The 18,875-nt window shown below is 52.7% G+C and carries 13 protein-coding genes; 4 read left to right on the forward strand and 9 right to left on the reverse strand.

Annotation, left to right across the window (positions count from 1 at the left end):
- The first annotated feature begins 164 nt into the window (after positions 1-164).
- A complete protein-coding gene (locus NATSA_RS12645) occupies positions 165-2,834 on the forward strand; it encodes a CHRD domain-containing protein (RefSeq protein ID WP_210512967.1) in 2,670 nt (889 codons plus the stop codon).
- Position 2,835: 1 nt separating this feature from the next.
- Here the strand turns inward: NATSA_RS12645 and NATSA_RS12650 are convergent, their stop codons facing one another.
- The 8 genes from NATSA_RS12650 to NATSA_RS12685 all read right to left on the reverse strand — a co-directional run bounded on the left by NATSA_RS12650 (position 2,836) and on the right by NATSA_RS12685 (position 12,688).
- Positions 2,836-4,272, reverse strand: coding sequence for a DASH family cryptochrome (locus NATSA_RS12650; RefSeq protein WP_210512968.1), 1,437 nt, complete (start codon positions 4,270-4,272; stop codon positions 2,836-2,838).
- An 84-nt stretch (positions 4,273-4,356) separates the two neighbouring features.
- Positions 4,357-5,268 (reverse strand): ATP-grasp domain-containing protein, encoded by a 912-nt coding sequence (locus NATSA_RS12655; protein WP_210512969.1) that lies wholly within the window; start codon positions 5,266-5,268, stop codon positions 4,357-4,359.
- 49 nt (positions 5,269-5,317) lie between these two features.
- Positions 5,318-6,310, reverse strand: a complete 993-nt coding sequence (locus NATSA_RS12660) for a 2-hydroxyacid dehydrogenase (RefSeq protein ID WP_210512970.1) — start codon at positions 6,308-6,310, stop codon at positions 5,318-5,320.
- Positions 6,311-6,593: 283 nt separating this feature from the next.
- Positions 6,594-7,481, reverse strand: coding sequence for a DMT family transporter (locus NATSA_RS12665; RefSeq protein WP_210512971.1), 888 nt, complete (start codon positions 7,479-7,481; stop codon positions 6,594-6,596).
- 340 nt (positions 7,482-7,821) lie between these two features.
- The gene (locus tag NATSA_RS12670; protein ID WP_210512972.1) at positions 7,822-8,916 is read right to left on the reverse strand and encodes a radical SAM protein; all 1,095 of its coding nucleotides are present in this window, start codon (positions 8,914-8,916) and stop codon (positions 7,822-7,824) included.
- 15 nt (positions 8,917-8,931) lie between these two features.
- Positions 8,932-11,277, reverse strand: coding sequence for a spermine/spermidine synthase domain-containing protein (locus NATSA_RS12675; RefSeq protein ID WP_210512973.1), 2,346 nt, complete (start codon positions 11,275-11,277; stop codon positions 8,932-8,934).
- A 432-nt stretch (positions 11,278-11,709) separates the two neighbouring features.
- Entirely contained in the window at positions 11,710-12,342 is a 633-nt protein-coding gene (locus tag NATSA_RS12680) for a fasciclin domain-containing protein (RefSeq protein WP_210512974.1), read from the reverse strand.
- Between the two features lie 202 nt (positions 12,343-12,544).
- Positions 12,545-12,688, reverse strand: a complete 144-nt coding sequence (locus tag NATSA_RS12685; RefSeq protein WP_210512975.1) for a hypothetical protein — start codon at positions 12,686-12,688, stop codon at positions 12,545-12,547.
- Between the two features lie 83 nt (positions 12,689-12,771).
- Between NATSA_RS12685 and NATSA_RS12690 the strand changes: the two genes are divergently transcribed.
- From NATSA_RS12690 to NATSA_RS12700, 3 genes are all read left to right on the forward strand, one after another.
- A complete protein-coding gene (locus tag NATSA_RS12690) occupies positions 12,772-13,596 on the forward strand; it encodes a DUF3891 family protein (protein WP_272491781.1) in 825 nt (274 codons plus the stop codon).
- A 77-nt stretch (positions 13,597-13,673) separates the two neighbouring features.
- Positions 13,674-14,744, forward strand: a complete 1,071-nt coding sequence (locus tag NATSA_RS12695) for a CIA30 family protein (RefSeq protein WP_210512977.1) — start codon at positions 13,674-13,676, stop codon at positions 14,742-14,744.
- A 270-nt stretch (positions 14,745-15,014) separates the two neighbouring features.
- Entirely contained in the window at positions 15,015-18,449 is a 3,435-nt protein-coding gene (locus NATSA_RS12700) for an FISUMP domain-containing protein (RefSeq protein ID WP_210512978.1), read from the forward strand.
- Positions 18,450-18,493: 44 nt separating this feature from the next.
- On the opposite strand, the gene NATSA_RS12705 is transcribed toward NATSA_RS12700, so the two are convergent.
- On the reverse strand, positions 18,494-18,865 hold the full coding sequence (locus NATSA_RS12705; RefSeq protein WP_210512979.1) for a co-chaperone GroES: 372 nt from the start codon (positions 18,863-18,865) through the stop codon (positions 18,494-18,496).
- Between the last annotated feature and the right edge of the window lie 10 nt (positions 18,866-18,875).

The following is an 18,875-nucleotide window of genomic DNA, read 5'->3' on the forward strand; positions in this document are numbered from 1 at the left end:
ATCGTTCCGGTTGTAAATTAATGAATATCAAGGAACTGGATCAGGTGTTTCTTCGTTCAGCTCCAGACATTAACAATGACTTTGTTACTCCGGGACCCGGGCGGACTGCAAGTCCGGCTTTGCATCCGGAGCTGAAATATAAATCAAAACCAGCGGGTAGTCTCATGTACAAATTTTTACAATTCCGGTTTTTGACCGGCTATCTATCGATTCTTGCTCTTGCGTTATTTTTAAATCCAGATTTTGCAGCAGCGCAAAATGGAGATGCTGATTTCCGGGTCTCCACTGCGTCTGTGGACGAATCCTATCCCAACTTTGACGATGCCCACCCTGTTGTCTATACAATAAATGGTGTGCAGGGCAAAGAACTCACACTTTACCGGGGTCAGACGTACACCTTTGAAATTGATGCATCCGGCCATCCTTTTTTCTTTACAACGGAACAAGGCGGTGCCAATAATTACGCCGGAGAAATCACCAATGGTGTGGAAAACAGTCGTGCCCAGGATGGTGTGGTGACCGTTACCGTGGATGAAGATTTGCCCGATGAGATATACTACGAATGCGGGTTTCATACCAACATGGGCGGGGTAATTCAGGTACAGAATCTTCCGGAACCGGCCATAACCGAGTATCGTGCACGTCTTTCCGGTGCCAATGAAGTCCCGCCGGTATTTACCACCGCCACTGGCCATATAACGGCATCGCTTGATGGTGCCGAATTGACCCTTTCGGGAAGTTTTGAGGGACTCGAAAGTCCGGTCGAACCGATTGCCGAAACCGGTGTACATATTCATGCCGGATTTGCGGGACAGAATGGTGGCGTAGAGGTTGTACTTACTCCACAACTCAGCGACGGTGACACTGCGGGAGATATCGATGAGACCATCACACTGACCGGCGAACAGCTCAACATGCTTGAAAACCGCCGGCTCTATATCAATATCCATACAGAAGGAAATCCTGCAGGCGAACTGCGCGGACAACTGGTGCCCGACGGACCGGCCGGCTTCCAGGCCTATGCTTCCGGCGGTTATGAAGTTCCTGCCAATGTCAGCCTTGCCCAGGGCGGACTTTTCCTGGAGTGGGACGGATCTGATCTGGTGGTGTCCGGAGCTTTCGAAGGCCTCAGTGAACCATATATTGAGGAGGTGGGCGAGACCGGTTCCGGCGCACATCTTCATGTCGGGTTTGCGGGAGAAAACGGACCTGTCGAACTTTCACTAACCGCCCAAACTTCTGACGATGGACTGTCGGGTGTATTTCATCCCATGGAAAATACTTTTGAGGATGTGGACAGCGATATTGCTGAACGACTGGCCGGACGACAGCATTACCTTAATATTCACAGCGAAGCGTATCCTGCCGGAGAAATTCGCGGACAGGTAGTTCCGGAAGCGGATATCTATTTCTATGCGCCGCTTTCATCCGGTATCGAGAAGTTCGGCAACACCAGCGAAGGCCGTGGTGCCGTACTTGTTGAGTGGTATGCGGATGAAAGTGAGATTGTCCTGACCGGCGCCTTCAGTGATTTGGGATCCGATTACGACACGGGAATCGGTTCACACATCCATGTCGGTTATGCCGGGCAGTCCGGTGGCGTCCTCGTTGCCAATCCGGCAAGCGTTGGAGACGATGACCGGAGCGGTTTCTACCAACCTGATGAAAACACGTTCACGCTCGAGCCTGAGGATGTGGCACTGCTGGTCAATCGCCAGACCTATTTTAATGTGCACACGGCCGAGTGGCCGGGAGGTGAAATCCGCGGAAGCCTGCTTCCGTTTGCTCAGCACTATTTTGCTGCCAATCTGACCGGAGAGGCAGAGGTTCAGCCTGTGTTTACCGATGCCTTCGGCGGAATTGCAGCAGAACTGCGTGGTAACCGGCTCACCGTTTCCGGGTCCTTTTCCGATCTTGGTAGCAATTTTAATGAATCACCGGGGGCGCACATCCACTATGGTCGTGCTGGTGAGAACGGTAGCGTTGCTTTTCCTTTTGATGTTGATACCGGTGACGCAGAAGATGCACGGGACGGAGTCGTTGCCGGGCCGGCCAATACCTTCGAATTGACAGAGCATGATATCCTTGCTCTGGCTGCGGGTGAACTCTATGTCAATATCCATTCTGAAGAAAATCAGCCCGGGGAAATTCGCGGACAATTACTGCTGGATCCCAACAGTGCACCGGTGGATGATCCCGCTATAACGGCTCCTGGCGACGGCGCAGAAATAGTAATCGAGGGCGATGCCGGTACGCCATTTGTGCCACAGTGGAACAGCTCTGAAGATCCGGACGGCGACCGCGTGGTTTATGTATGGCAACTGGCCCTGGATGAAGATTTTGAGAATGTCGTTTTTGCCGCAAACGCTGGCGAAGAGGAAGAGCTCAATCTTACGTTTGCAGATGTTGACGGATTGCTGGATGATCTTGGTGTTGAACCGGGAACGGAAGCTGTTGTCTATCACCGTGCATTAGCTACCGATGGTAGTTACTTCCACATCGGTTCAGGTGCTTCGGTGACAATCGAGCGGGGAGTGTTAACCTCCGGACAGGAGGAACCTCAGCTGGCCGACCGGTTTGAACTGCGCCAAAACTATCCGAACCCGTTTAATCCGGCCACAACTATTCAATTTGTGCTTCCTGAGCGGGCACAGACTACACTGCGTGTGTATAATGCTATCGGAAGGGAGGTGGCGACGCTGGTAGATGAGAATCTTTCGGCAGGTACACATGAAGTGACCTTTGATGCCGCGTCCCTTTCCAGCGGTATATACCTGTACCGCCTCGAGGCAGGTTCCTTCCGTCAGACCCAAAAAATGATCCTGGCCAAGTAGATCATGGTCCGGAAAGCCGTTTGACGGTCTGCTCGAAATCAATGAGCTGTCCGGGATATGCTGCCGGGGGATGCACTGTTTTCCATGGTTCGTGGATGTGCTCCTCCGGCAGGCCGGCCAGTTCGGGCAGCCAGTGACGAACGTAGTCTCCCTTGGGATCATACTTGCGGGCCTGATTGAGGATATGAAAATACCGGTCCCGAGGATCATTGCCCACTCCGCTTACATAAGCCCAGTTGCCCCAGTTGGAATGAACGTCGTAGTCGATGAGCATGGATTCGAACCACTCCGCGCCCATCCGCCAGTCAATGCCGAGATATTTGCTCAGATAGGAAGCCACATTCTGCCGTCCGCGGTTGGACATATACCCCGTCGCGGCAAGTTCCCTCATATTGGCATCGATAAACGGAATGCCGGTTTCTCCGTCCCGCCACTTCTGAAAACGTTCCGGATCGGTGCTCCAGCTGCCGGGCTCTGATGACAGGCCGTCGCGATGGAAAAGCCGGGCGCCGTACTTTTCCATGATGAAATGAAAATAGTCGCGCCAGATGAGTTCGAAAATGAGCCAGTACGTCGAGACGTTTTTCTTCCGTTCGGATTCGTACAATTTCACCTGGTCATGGATTGTTCTGGGAGACAGGCAGCCGTTGGCCAGCCAGGCGGAGAATTTGGAGCTGTAATCCGGCCCGAGCAGTCCGTTCCGCTTGAATTTGTATTTCTGCAGCTCGTCGGTTTTCCAGAAATAATGATCAAGTCGTGCCAGTGCCTGATCCTCTCCGCCCCGGAATACGATGGCAGCTCGCGGATCCGGCTCTGTATACGTTTGCGGCAAAGCATGATCCAGCGAAGCCTTTCCGGTGCCGATGGTTCCCGGTGCATGTTCCAACGATTCCGGAAGGGGTGGAAGCGGCGGAAACTCAGGGGCAGGCAGCGCCGGCCTGATTTCAGAATATTTTTCCACCCGTTTGCGGAACTGCGTAAAGACGTCGGGCGTCCCGGAGACCGGCATGGGCAGGTCATCCGGATGAAACAGGGTGAATGACCGGAATGTGCGGAGGGAAATACCACGGGCCGAAAGGACTTCCCTTATAGCCCGTTCCGTCTCTTTTTCTTCCGGTGCTATTTCCTCCTGAAAAGTGACCAGCGAAATATCCATGGCATCACACAAGGATGCGATGATCTCATGAGGCCGGCCGGTTGCGACAAGCAGTCCGGAACCGTTTGCCTGCAAACTCTTATCCAGCTGAGATAGTGATTCACGGAGAAATCGCTGCCGGTGAGGGCCTGTTTTCGGAAAGCCGAACCGGGTTTTACCTGTCACCCTTTCATCCAATACATACAGAGGGATCAGGTGGCTGCCATTTTGTGCCGCATGCGTGAGTGCCGGATTGTCGAGCAGTCGCAGATCGTTTCGAAATAAGTGGAGAGTGATAGTCATCAGTTAAAATGGATTCATAAGTTCAGGATAAGTGGCCATGATAAAAATAATCAAGACTCTGACTGCCACAGGCTGTCATGGCAATCAATCCACCTCCCCGATAATCGCTCGGGCCAGCGCTTCAGCGGCTTCGGGATGATGACGCAGCCAAAGTTCGGGCTCGATGATCTCCAGCTCCATGACCAGCCACTGTCCGCGTTCATCGCGGACCAGATCAACCCGGCCATAGGCGGGCGGGGACGGACATGCCGCCATTGCGCGTTCAGCGATTTCCACCTGTCCGGATGTGGGCTTCCAGTGATGAACCGAGCCCCCGTGATCATCCTGTACCCGGAAATCACCGGGTTTTGCCACCTTTCGAACCGCATGGGTATACCGGCCGCCAATTACCATCAGAGTGATTTCGCCCGTATGAAGGACATCCTCAATGAAGGGTTGCAGCATGAAGGATTCCTGCGCCATGAGCGGTTCGATGGCGGCAGACAGTTCGCGGGCGTTGCCCCGGTCAACGCGCCAGGTGTGACGCGCACCACCGGATATGCACGGTTTGACAACAGCCTCACTCCATCCGGCCTTTTCCAGCAGCCGGCTGAGGTCGGGTGCCGTGCCGGCTTCCAGAAAAAGCGAGGGTACGACGGGGACACCCCGGGACTCCAGATCAGCGAGATAATGCTTGTCCATGTTCCATCGTACCAGCGAAGCGGGATTGCAGAGACGGGTTTGCGGTTCGATGCGATCCAGCCAGCCGGAAAATTCCGGAATCCTTTCGTAATAATCCCATGTGGTGCGGAAAACGGCACAGCGGAAGCCGGACCAGTCGGCATCCGGATCAGCCCAGTCCAGACGGACGGATGAAAATCCGGCCCGGGCAAGGGCATTCTGAAGCAGCTGGTCCTCCCGCAGGATATTGGCGACATACCAGTCGCCGGGCGGGGCGTCGGATCCGGCATATCTGCGGTCGGTGAGCAGGGCGATATCGGCGGAACGGGATCGCAAAACAGTTGGTGTCAGTTAATTGATGCGATTGTTCTGATCCGGGAAAGAATCATGGCCGGACCCGGTTCTCCACTTCTTCACCTGCCTCAAAGGCGGAAAGGTTATTCAGGGTCGTTTTTGCAATTTCATTCAGGGCCTCTTTCGTCAGGAATGCCTGATGGCCGGTGATCAGCACATTGGGAAATGCCATCAGCCGTGCGATTTCGTCATCCTCGATAACTTGTTCAGAAAGATCCTGAAAGAAGATATGCTCTTCCTGTTCGTATACATCAATGCCCAGTGACCCGATTTTTTTCTCTTTGAGCCCCTCGATCACATCAGCTGTATTGATGAGCGCGCCCCGGCTGGTGTTGATGAGCATGGGGCTGTTGTTCATCTTATCTATAGCCTGCTTGTCGATAATATGCTTGGTTTCGTGCATCAGGGGGCAGTGGAGCGAAATGATGTTGCTGTTGGCCAGCAGCTCGTCCAGTTCCATGTACTTCCCGCCCATTTCGATCACCTCTTCGTTCTGCCAGGGATCAAAGGCATTGATAGTACAGCCCATTCCACGCATGATCCGGCAAAAAGCCACGCCGATTTTCCCGGTACCGATCACGCCGACCGCCTTGCCGTGGATATTGAATCCGGTAAGGCTTTCAAGTGAGAAATTATTTTCCCGGACCCGGTTGTAGGCTTTATGGGTTTTTCTGTTCAGTGTCAGAATCAGCGCTGCGGTATGTTCGGCAACGGCTTCCGGGGAGTATGCCGGAACACGGAACACGTGCAGCCCGGCGTCATCGGCCGCCTGAAGATCGATATTGTTGACTCCTGCCGATCTCAGAGCAACCGCTTTGACACCATAACCGGCAATCAGCTCGATAGTTTCGCGATCGACCTGATTATTGACAAATACGCAAACCGCATCAAAACCACGTGTAAGCACGGCTGTTTCAGTGTTCAGCGCATCTTCAAAATAGGTGATTTCATGGCTGGTGCCGGAAAGCTGCTGATTGAAATAATATTTGTCGTACGACTTGGCCGTGAAGAATGCAATTTTCATAAGCAATAGTAACAGGTTTCATTTATCCGGGAATCATCCGGACAGGGCAAGCAGCAAAAAGATGACACATCATTTCTGGCTGCCTGTCTGATTACGGATTTGTATCATGGGCCCGGGGCTTGCCCGGGCAACATTGCTGTTTTCAATCTTATTACAACACTTTCGGCTCATTCGTTCTGCAGGGGTTGTCCCCGGCAAGCTTGCTTCCTTATTAAGCCGCAGTAATCCTGATTATCGTGCAAAGATATGAACAACAGGGTTGTGACAGTACTTCTGAGCGGACCTATCGTCTCTGGCTTAACAAAACTCCTGCCATGACCACACCCAGTCCAACCAGGTCCGTTGGCAGCAATTGATCGCCGAATGCGACCCAGGCCATGAGCATGGTGACGGGCGGACCCAGATAAAACAGGCTTGCTACCCTGGTTGCGTCAATACGGTTCAGGAGGTTCCACATCAGTGCGTATGCCAGAAGCGAAACGGCAAGCATCAGCCATATCGTGGTGGCAATGAATTCCGGTACCCATTCAACGGCAAGCTGTTCGAAGGCAATGGCTGGAATGGTCACCACGAGTGCGGTACCGAGGCACTGGTAAAAAAGGGCCAGAGGCAGCGGGAGGAGGTCATCATTGCCGGTGACTTGCATTCTGCGCCGGTAGAGGCTTGCCGCTGTGATGGCAATCACTGATCCGAAGGGTATGAAGTAGCCAAAAATGGACTCTGTATCGGAAAAATCGGTTCGGTAAAGCACGGCAATCATCACCCCGATGAAACCAATGATCAGTCCGACCCACCGGTGCAGCGGAGTGTGCTCATTGGTGATCAAACCGGAAAAGGCGCCGGTTACCATGGGCTGGAGTGCTACTACCAGGGCGACGATGCCCGCTGGAACTCCGTAATCAAGCGAAAGTTTCACGCACCCCAGCCAGACACCGTGTGCAAGGATGCCGATAACCATGGATGTAAGTGCCGCATTGCGTCCCGGCCAGACAAAATGTCCCCGTATCAGAAGCCAGCTCAGAAGCAGGAGCGTAAGCGGCCAGTATCTCCAGAAAAGCAGTGTGAACGGGCCGGAATTGGGCAGGGCGTAGTCGGCTCCGATAAACCCGGAGTTCCAGAACAGCACAAAAGCCACTGCCATAACCCAGGTTGTACTTCGCAAAGATTTCAATTCAGTATACGTTTTTTGATAATGCCTGAGTTGTTGACTGGTGTTTTAAAGATAAATAAACTAAAAAAAACGGCTTGCAGTTACATTTTAAATTTATTTTAAAAAATCAATGCAGAAATTTAGATAACCGGTTTACTTGTACTACATGGAACAGAGCAGCAGGGTTAAAGCAAGTGAGATGAATTGCTGTGATTCTCTATTGATTTAACTTTAACACCAAAAAAAGAGCTAATCCGCAGAATCGGAGTGAGAAATAATTATTGACAATACGTAAAATCGGGCAATTGTATTGTTTAAGGTTTTTTAATATTCCATCGGCTGCCTGAAACGGCGCAGCCCCTTACCTTCGCAGCCAACCACGTCTCTGGATGTCCAGATTGGTAAGCCCCAGCTCCTTTGCATGATCGACAACGGCATTGTACTCATCCGTGGTGATACGCCGGGAAATCTCCGGATAGTCGTAGGCCTTGTGCTGCGGATTGTACTGTGACATGATGTTGACATAGGTGTCTTTTGGCAGGTTTTCGGCAATCCAGTCCATGATCTCTGCCGATCCGCTTGTTTCGTTCGGCATAACCAGATGCCGGATCATCAGACCCCGGTGCATGATGCCGTTTTCATCCGGCTTGGCCACACCGACCTGGCGGTGCATCTCCAGGATCGCTTTTTTGGTGATCTCCGGATACGTTTCGGCCTGACCGGTGAGTTCCTTCGACAGGTCGCTGTCCCAGAACTTGAAGTCGGGGAGGTAGATGTCAATGACGCCATCCAGCAGGGACAGGGTCTCAAGACGCTCCCATCCGCAGGTGTTGTATACGATCGGCAGCCGGAACCCGTTTTCCACTGCCTTGTCGATCGCCTTCACTATGAAGGCAGGATAATGAGTTGGTGTGACCATGTTGACGTTATGGCACCCCATTTGCTGCAGCTGAAGCATCAGTCCGGCCATTTCCTGAATGCTTCTTTCGCTTCCGCGTCCGCGATGGCTGATCTCCCAGTTCTGGCAAAAAACGCACCGCAGGCTGCAATGGGCTAAAAATATGGTGCCGGAGCCGCCGTCTCCGACCAGCGGACGTTCCTCACCGAAATGGGGCATTGCCGATGAGATATGGAGTTCCGTGCCGGGTGACTGGCAGTATCCGGTCTCTCCGTCATGACGATTGACGCCGCATTCTCTCGGACACGTACGGCAGTTCTCCATCATGGCCCAGAGCTTGTCTCCCCGCTCTTTCAGCTCGCCTGTCCGGTGAAGCTTCAGGTATCCCGGTTCAAAATCAGGATTTATGGCCGGAGTCCCGTCGGATCTGCCCGGTGCCGCGAAACTGCTGCCCAGTGTTCCGAGCATGATGCAGCCCACACCGGCCTGACAACACATTTTTGCCGTGTTTTGAAGAAATGCGCGTCTGCTGAGGTTTTTATATTCAGAGGTATCCATAATAATCCTTGTCTGTTATTTATTTGGAACAGGTGCAGCGGTTTTCCGGTTACCGCCGGATACAGTTGCCATCATGATCAAACTTGTGAGCTTGACCAGGGCCACGGTGATGCAGGTGCCGGTCAGACCCATGACCGGAAGCAGAAGTACGCCGCCCAGGATGCCGCCAAGCCATCCGCCCAGCAAATCCGAGCCGTAAATCAATCCGGCCGTTTTGCTCAGTCCCTCCGGATTTTTCAGATAGAGTTTGTTGGCCAGCGGAAACTGTCCGCCTACAAGCATTCCGCTCACAAATGCAACGGCCAGGAACAGTATCCGCACGAAAATCAGGCTGGCCTGCGTGTCCGGAAGTGCCCGGGCGGCCAGGAAAATCAGCGGCAGGGCGATGGCAAAGCCGATGATGGCCGCCTCCAGGTAAAGGAACAGCCGGCGACCGTGCTCTTCGCCGGAAGTGATGCGGGTCAGAAAGAGCGCCCCGATGCCGGCACCCGCCATAAATGCGGCCACGAGCAGACCGACCCATGAAAACACGTGACCGTATGTGATCTGAAACATGAATATCACAACGAGACTGAATATCATCCCCGCAAAGCCGCTTGCAAAAATGGCAAAGGGGATGGCGCCCCGTGCATATGTTCCGGTTGCGAATCTGATCAGGAAGTGGATCAGCAGAATGACCACCAGCACCGGAATGATGACATTCAGCCCGATGCGGTCCAGCTGGTTGAACCAGGAGCCGAATTCCGGGGCATGCAGCGTATTCCAGTGGGCGATGTGATAAAACATGCCGATCGGCTTGAAATCGTAATTGATTTCGGTGGTGTGTCCGTCGATGTAGTTTTTGAACCATTGCTGCCATCCGGCATGCAGTTTTTTTTCAATGTCCCAGGGCACCATCTCCTCTGCAGTGATATCCCGCGCCTCAAGCCGCTCCATGAGCTTCATCATGTCCAGCTGCATGACCTCCTCTGAATCGGAGGAGAGATAAATGTGCTTGCTTTCTCCCGGACTCACCCGGACATGGGAAAACACGCTGCTGAGAGTATGAAAGACGTTGCTGTTGAGATCCCGGATCTCATCGCTTGTATAGGTCAGTGACCCGGGTGCTCCGAGGACCAGAATTCCATCCTCGCTTAGTCGTTTTTTGGCCAGCTCGAAAAACTCCCGTGTATAAAACCGGTTCGCCTGCAGATTTGACGGCTCCATCACGCCGATGAAAATCAGGTCATACCGCCCGGAGGTTTTTGAAAGGAACAGGCGGCCGTCCGTATGTTCCAGGTTCACCCGTTCATCGTCAAGCTCCGATTCTGTCAGGGGCGTCGGGTGCTTGCGGATGATGTCGATCAGCCTGGGATCGTGCTCGGCATAATCGATGTTTTGGACGGACGGATGTTTCAGCGCTTCGTTGATGATGCCGCCGGCGCCGCCTCTCAGGATAAGTATTTCCTGCGGATCCGGATGGGCCAGCAGCGGCATATGAACAAACTCTTCTACAAACTGGATGTCCGGCACCGGCGTGATAAGTTCGCGAATGCCATCCAGAAAGAACAGATATTGTTCGTCCCGCTCGACCACGCTGATGTTGCTGTAGCGGGAGTTTTCGTAGTGTACGACATTGTGTCTCTCCCACTGCATATCGACCGAACGGCTGTGCAGTGCGTCTGCCGGTCCGCCCGCCAGGGCGTATCCGGTTACAACCAGCAGAACAGCAAGGGCGCCCTTCAGGAATTTCCGGAACGTGCCGTTTATCTCTGCGGGACGCATTAGTGCCGCAGCCCGGGGCCAAAGCAGGTAGAGGCAGGCCAGGATGTTAATCAAGGCGATACCTGCGGCTATCTGGAAGGTATGCAGAAATGGAATGAGCAGAAATGTGCTGATGACTCCTCCCAGTACGGTCCCGGCTGTTTCATACACATAGACCTTTGCGGCCGAACTGCTGTCATTATCCGAGTACATTGCGTAAATGCGGCACCCGATGGTGAACAGGGCGCCGTGGAGGATGCAGACGGGCAGCAGGATCAGAAACGAGGAGTAAAACATGGGGAGCAGCTCCACATTTTCCCCGATCGAAACGCCAAGCAATCCTTTGAGGATGCGCGTGAAAAATATCGCGGCTATGAATGCGGCAGAGAAGAGGACCGCAATAATGGTGTATGTTTCGAGCCTGAATCTGGTTTTATCGGCGATTCTGCCGAGGGTGAGGCATCCTGCAGCTTCCAGAATCAGCCAGTTGGCCAGGATGATGCCGATGCTCAGTTCGATCCCCGCGAAGACGATCATCAGCTCACGCAGCAAAAGCACTTCGGCCACAAGTCCGCTGAAGCCCATCACCAAAACAGCTATGCGAATACGTCTGTGCATCGTCTTCACTGCAATATCTGTCCTGCCTGAAATAATGTATTTGACATCGGCCTGACAGTCAGACCGCTGCTGAATACCTTTTCTTTAACTGCCCGGAGTATTGCTGTGCCACCATTAATTAAAAAAGTAATAAAAGAGGGCTCATGAGTCAGCAATACGCACCGTCACAATACAAAAAAATGATTTTACTGATGATTGTACGTTCAAAATATAAATCTGGAATTATATTACGAACGAAAAAAGATGGCTGGCATTTTAAGACAGGAAAAATCCGGCTGCAAAATCTGCGATCATCAGATCCTGCAAAATGCTGTTGGAATAGTTTTTATCCGGTTTTCAATGGAGTTCAGGGCACAGAAAAACAGTGTACTGAATATAAAATAAAAAGCCTTGCAGATAGTACCTGCAAGGCTTCGAAGGTTATGGACTTTGTTATCTCCTGCCGTTCCCCCTGTGGGCTCTGTTGCCCGGGTTGAATTCCTCCGGCGGAAGCATGACGGTGTCTATTACATGGATGACTCCGTTGCTGGCCTCGATATCCACAGCAATTAACTCTGCGAATCTGTCTTCGTTGCCTGTAAAGAAACTATCATCTTCACTCATTATTTTAATGAATGAGCCTTGCTGTGTTCTGATCTGCTTCGAGCTGACCACATCACCGGACATCCGGTTGCCGGCGGCAACGTGGTAGAGCAGAATATCCGTGACCAGTTCCTTCCTTTCTTCTGACAGTAATTCTTCGGCAGTTAAGCCAAGTTCATCGAGAAGATTTACAAAGGCTTCATCGGTCGGGGCGAAAACCGTGAATTGCCGTTTGCCGCTCAGTACACCATCAAGTCCGGCAAACAGAACAGCTTCGACAAGGATGTTGAAATCATCATTATCAACTGCGATATCGACAATTGTGGAGCTGCTTTCCGTACCGGCGATGTTTGTCAATAATGCCGGCAAATTGTTGTCTTTCCGGAGATCCGGTCCGTCAGTGGTTTCACTGACGTTGGTCACATCACATGCACTCACAACAATCAGAAGTGCAGACAGAATGAAAGGGGCTAGATTTTTCATGGCTTGAATTAGTTATTATAAGTTAAGGGAGTGGTTTTTACATATGATGCACTGCACTTTTTCCAGAACCTCAGATTTGGCAGAATAGTTCCCGGTCTGATAGCGTAAAATCATGATTGCTATGAATTTACGCTAACAATGTGTTAGGGTTTGCTGCCTTTTCCCCCTTGATGGCATTGCATTGAGGCAAAAACGGTCCGGTTCACCATCCGGGCGTAAACTGGAATCCGAAATGAGTGCCCCTTTCGGGTCGCTGAAACGGATACGCCACATAGAATTCCAGCACGATGGCTCCAAGGATGTTAAACCGGCTGGAAACGCCTGTGCTGAAGACGGGTATGGCCATTCCGACTGAATGTTGTCCGGGTGAACAATGTTGAAATAAGAGAAACGGACACAAAGAATTTCAGAAAGAGAACTAAATGTGCTATGGTCATCCGGGAACAAAAAAATCACCTGCTTTTGGTTACCCAGCCGGCTCATGCATGGCTGTCCGGACAAATTGCAGAACATTGGGGTGGAAACGGCTATGTACGGCCGGAACCATGGAAGGAGATGTGCCTGGCAGCTGCCCGGCACGATCACGGGTGGACCGGGCGGGATATGCGCCTTGTCCGGAATCCTGCAACCGGCGCGCCCTATGATTTTCGGAATATGCCGATTGGAGAGCATATGGACATTTGGGATCGGTCGGTGACGCTGGTTGCAGAATCGAACCGTTATGCCGCACTGTTGGTATCCAGGCATGTGATGAACCTTTTTTCCATGCACGATTTCTCCGGGGAACCGGATGATATTCGAAGCAAAGCGAAGCAATTCAAAGAGAAACAGCAGGAGCTTCAGGAGAGATTGATCACCAGCTGCAAACGGGATGAGTTTTACAGCAGCTTTCTTACCGATGACACCCTTGAAAAGCATCGCAGGCTTCTGTCCGCCTTCGATTACTTGTCCCTTTATGTGATTCTCGGGAATGCGGAGAAATCGGCGCTGTCCGATGTGCCTTCCGGCAAGAGCGGATCCGGAACAATTCAATTGGAAAATAAAGAGGAAGCTGCCGGAAACGATGCCGGTCCGGAAGCCAATGGCCTTCTGCAAACATGTGCTGTTTCGCCCTGGCCGTTTCTTACCGACCGCCTGTCATTGCGCTGTGATGCCATCCGGTTAAAAACGTTTTGTGCTGATCAGGAGGAGCTTGACCGGGTCATGGAACAGGGGGACCGGGTGCTGTTTACCGTGGAGCTGGTCCCGGAATGATCCCAATGAGGGAAATGTTCTGATCGGCCTGCAGCAGATACGTTCAAAGCAACTTCAATGCAACCCGGTAAGCCATCATGAAAAACCGTCATAAGAGCACATCTTCGCGAAATCCCGGGGAGATTCCGGAACACGACTATCTCGCGATGCTAACCGGTCTGACCCATTCCGGTATCCTCTGGGAGCCGGTCAATGACACGGTGATGGGAGGCCGTTCACATTCCAATGCCGGCTTCAACAGTTCCGGGCAGCTTTGTTTTCACGGGCAGGTTTCACTGGAAAACAACGGAGGTTTTGCATCCGTGCGGACTCGCTGCCGCCTTGGCCTTGGTGGTTTTGCCGGGTTTCGTTTGCGGCTTGCTGGTGACGGAAAGCGATACAGCTTCAGGATCAAAACCGGAAAGGACGGACAGCTGCACCGGTTTTCGTACGAGGCCGTTTTTGACACACGCGACGCATTGCATTCGGATCATTCCGGTTGTTGGAAAAATCCGGGTACCACCGGTTTGTCAGACCGCTCGCTGTCACTTGCTGACGATAGCCATGAGGAAATATGGCTGCCTTTTGACCGGTTTCGTCCGGTATTCCGGGGACGTCAGGTTCCGGATGCGCCGGACCTGGATCCGTCGGACAGCGGAGAAGTGTCGCTGATGATCAAAGACGGTCAGGAAGGCTCTTTTGAATTACAGGTCAGTGATATTGCAGCTTATCGCTTGCCGCAGGAAAACGAGCAGCAATGGATGGAGCTGGCACTGGCCATGGCCGGTGAGTCCGGTACACCGTACGGTGCTGTAATTGTGGGGCCGGATGACCGGATCATTAGCAAGGCCGGCAACCGGGTTGGAGCGGCCAGTGACGCCTCTGCACATGCTGAAATAGAGGCGATACGCAAGGCCGGAAAAAAACAGGGCAGTGCCGGTTTGTCCGGATGCAGGCTGTTTACAACAGTGGAGCCCTGTCCGATGTGTATGAGTGCGGTGATATGGGCCGGAATTTCAGAAGTGTACTACGGCGCCGGCATACCGGATGTCGTTGCAGCCGGCGGCAAACAGATCATGATGCGGGCTGCAGAGCTGGCCGGACGGACTCCGGATTCGCCGGTATTGTACGAAGGACTTTGCCGCGATGCGTGTATCCGGAAGCTCTGACCTGCTATAATGATTTTTGGACAAAAACTAAGTATTCAAACCAGAAGCCCGGGCAAACAAGAATCACTGTGTAAAATATTGTAAACATAGCTGTTTGTTTAGTATTTTGATTTAAGTAATGTGCATCCGGGCGGCCTGTAATTCTGCTATTTATTGATGGAATTCCGCAATTCATTACAGGTTTAAAAAAACCGCTCCGGATGATTTCGGGCAGCTTTTCTGCCGCAATGCATGAGTGGCTTTACCGGACAGATATCGGGAGGTTTCATCATGAATATCAGGCATTTTGTACGCCCCTCAGCCCTCCTTTGCCTTTTTTTGTTTCTTATTACCTCAGCAAAAGGAACATCACTTGAGGTTCGGGTACAGGACAATTATACCGCCAGGCCGTTGCATTCAGCATGGGTGACGCTGTTCAGCGATGGCGAAGAAATCGGGTCAGGGTATACTGACAACCGGGGTTATGTTGTTTTATCCCTGCCCACCGGCAGTGATGAACCGCCGGATCTTCCTGCCGCACTTGCACTCAGCCCCAACTATCCCAATCCTTTTCAGGATGAGACACGAGTCGACATAGCCGTGCCGGAAGATCAGACCATCACCGTAACCGTTTACAACATTCTGGGCCGGCGCGTGGCCACCCGGCAAATGCCGGTCCGTTCGGGATATCATACCCTCACCATGTCGCTGGGTCATCTGGCTACAGGAGTCTATTTCCTTCGGGTGGATGGAAACGAGTCCCGGACAGTAAGCATGTTCCGAATGGGAAGCGGGGTACACCGGGGCGGACCTGCGTTTTCGATGGCGCCGGGACGTGCACCTGAAGTGCATGGCCAGGTGCCTGTCCGTACCCGGCAGGATTATGACGCGTCAGACCATTCCGGCGCCTCACCCGAGACCACTGCCGCCAGCTATACCATCCGGGTGGAAAAGGACCGGTACGATACCTATCAGGCCGATCTGAACATACCGGCAAGCAGGCATGTAACACTGTCGATATCGCGCAACAATCTTGTCGAATTTTTGGTCACCGATACGGATGGAACCGGACTTCCCATGCCTTTGGATATTACATCCGGACATTTCCACACATCCATAAACACTCCTGAGACCCTGACACTTAAATCGGGTGTATACAGGGCATCAGGAGCGATCGGCAGCGGCTTGAAATTGGCGCACGAAATTGAGGTTGCATCGGTGGATACTACCGTGGTTTTGCGGTTTGATGAGGCGGGAGTGCTGCTTCCGGGCGAACCGCAGGCGCGTGCGGGTGACGCGGCCTATGATCTGGATATCAGGATACTCTATCCCGGGAATGCGGTTACTGAGGACCCGGAACTGCTCTATGGCGGACAAGTACTGCGTACCGAAATTGAGCTTATTGTGGATCCGGATGCAACCGTGGGCCAGATGAACGAATTGCTGGATACTTATGACGCGCAGATTGTGAGTATGCTTTCGGATAATATCATCTTCGTCATCCGTGTGCCGGATCCCGGAAGCATTGATGCACTCAACAATCTCATTGATCAGATCCGCAATGAACCTGTCGTCTGGATGGCGTCCAAATCCGTAATTGTAGAAGGCCCTGACTCGATCAATGACGCGAATCAGCAGCCCGGCGGCATCCAGCAGATACCGGGGCACACGACGTCCATGGTTCGGATTGACCATCATCTTGCTGCCCGCGCTCACGCCGCATGGAATATGCGGAGTACCATTGCGGATATGGATCGTCGTCCGCAAATTGTAATTGCTGATTATTTCGGAGATGGTGTGCCGGGTATAGGATATAATGCCAGTTTTCGCAACGCTGATTTTGCCACCGGAGCCACTTCCAATCACGGATATCACGTACTGGGCATTATCAGCGGCATGTATGACCCGGTGGAGACGCTGGAATCCGGACCGAACGACGTGACCGGCATGTTCCCGGAGCGGCTTCACGTACGGGCCGTGGACCTCGCGGATACGCTGCTGAATACCTGGCCAAGACGCATGAATCAGATCATATCCACGATCCGGGAGATCATTGCCGGTGATGAACAAGCCAGGATTGTCGTCAATACAAGCCTGAACAGCCGGAATATTGCCAACCAGAAAGAGTCTGCCATCAGGTGGATCACACGTATAAGAGGTGAGAACATCCACACATTCAACGCCGGTCTGGAAACCAGATTTGTTCACTTCACATCGGCAGGCAACAATCGTTATGACAACGGGAATATTGTTTCATGGCCGGCGTCTGACAACAGCATGTTCGCCTATGCGACAATTCGTGACATGCTATTCGATAACCGGCCTGTCCCAAGGCTGAGAAATACCATTGTAATCGAAAACCGTGTCCACACAGGGCATCTTGATTCGGAAGAGGCGCGGAGCAGACCCATGCCCGGATGCGCCAGTTACAGCTCGATCATGGGCGGATCACTATCGGCCATGGGAACCGATATCTGGTCTTTCGGAGACTGCCTTTTTGAGTCAGATGGTGAATGTATTGTTCCCGTTTCTGACCCCCGCACTTCGTACATGACCGGCACTTCGATGGCTACCCCGCAGGCGGCAGGTCTGGCAGCCTATGTGTGGGCGGTGAACCCGGAGCTGTCCGTAAATGATGTTATGGACATCATGTTCAGCACCTCGGTGGCGGACACCTCCCGCAATACACCGGGCTTCAGCTGCCATCAGCAGATGCCGAAGCCGGTGATTGATGCCTATGCCGCGGTACTGGCAGGCGGGGGCGAAAACGCGCGTCTTGCACTGCTGGATGTAAACGATGACGGCGTATTTGATCATCACGACCTGAGAATCATTATCGATTCGCTGCGGCTGCGCGATGGTGCCCTGGACTACTCGCGGTTCGACCTGAACGGCGATGGATTTACAGGCGGCGACAGCACCGACCGCTTCGATCTCGACATGAACAGCCAGTACACCGTCGTCTGGGAATTCATAGACGGCGAACCGGTATCCTTCGACGAAAGCCATCTGACCGATATGGATATTCTGTGCTATTACGCCTGGTCGGATCTTTATCAGGGCGACCCGGATCAGCGGGAGGAGTCGCTCTTCGGGTTGTGCCGCGAGCCCGAAACAGATGTTGTCATAGACATCGACGGAAATGTTTATCCCATCGTCCGGGCCGGCACTCAATGGTGGATGGCAGAAAACCTGAGGGTGAGCCATTACCGTAACGGTGATCCCATCCCCAATATCACGGATGCAGATGAATGGACTGATTTGTCGACCGGAGCCTGGGCGGTGTATTACAACGATATGTCCAACGATACCAAATACGGCAAGCTCTACAACTGGTACGCCGTGTCAGATCCCCGCGGGTTGTGTCCGGTTGGATGGCATCCTGCGAGCAGGGATCCCGGCAGCCCCTACTCATGGAGCCGGCTTTCTGTGGAACTCGGCGAAAGAGAGGTAGCCGGGGAAAAGATGAAAAGCACCCATGGCTGGATACATAACGGCAACGGCACCAACGAAAGCGGTTATAATGGTCTTCCGGGCGGACTCCGGCTCGCAAACGGCACCTTCAGCGGCAAGAGTTACTACGGCTTCTGGTGGACTGATACCGATGGTTTTGGTTCCCGGCCACACGAAGCCTGGTATTACCGGCTTTATTATGGAGATTCTGAGATTCTGGGAAGAGACGGGGACAAGACGGCCGGATTGTCGGTGCGGTGCGTCAGGCAGTAAGCCGGGCTTGGCCCGGTTCGTGTCGTGTTGTCCTGTGGATCACATCAGAACTCCTCACGGATGAACATCAGAATGGCTGAATGAGGCACAATAACATAGTTTTCCTTGCCGAATTCGATCTCGTGGGCATGATCCTGCAGATAAATGGCAAGGTCGCCTTCGTGCGCCTGCAGCGGGATATACTGCACCTTCTCGTTATTCTGCTTCCATGGCTCATTATCCTCCAGTCCGGCCATGGTCGGGTAGCCGGGGCCGGCTTTGATAACGTATCCGCTGTGAATTTTTTCCTTCTTCCCAACTCCCGGAGGCAGATACAGACCTGACTCGGTACGGCTGTCCATTTCGCGTGGCTTCAGCAGTACACGGTCGCCGACTATGACAAATTTATTTACATCGTTATGATAAGATTGAATCATATCCTCAAAA

The organism is Natronogracilivirga saccharolytica, from assembly GCF_017921895.1.
Classification (GTDB): Bacteria; Bacteroidota; Rhodothermia; order Balneolales; family Natronogracilivirgulaceae; genus Natronogracilivirga; species Natronogracilivirga saccharolytica.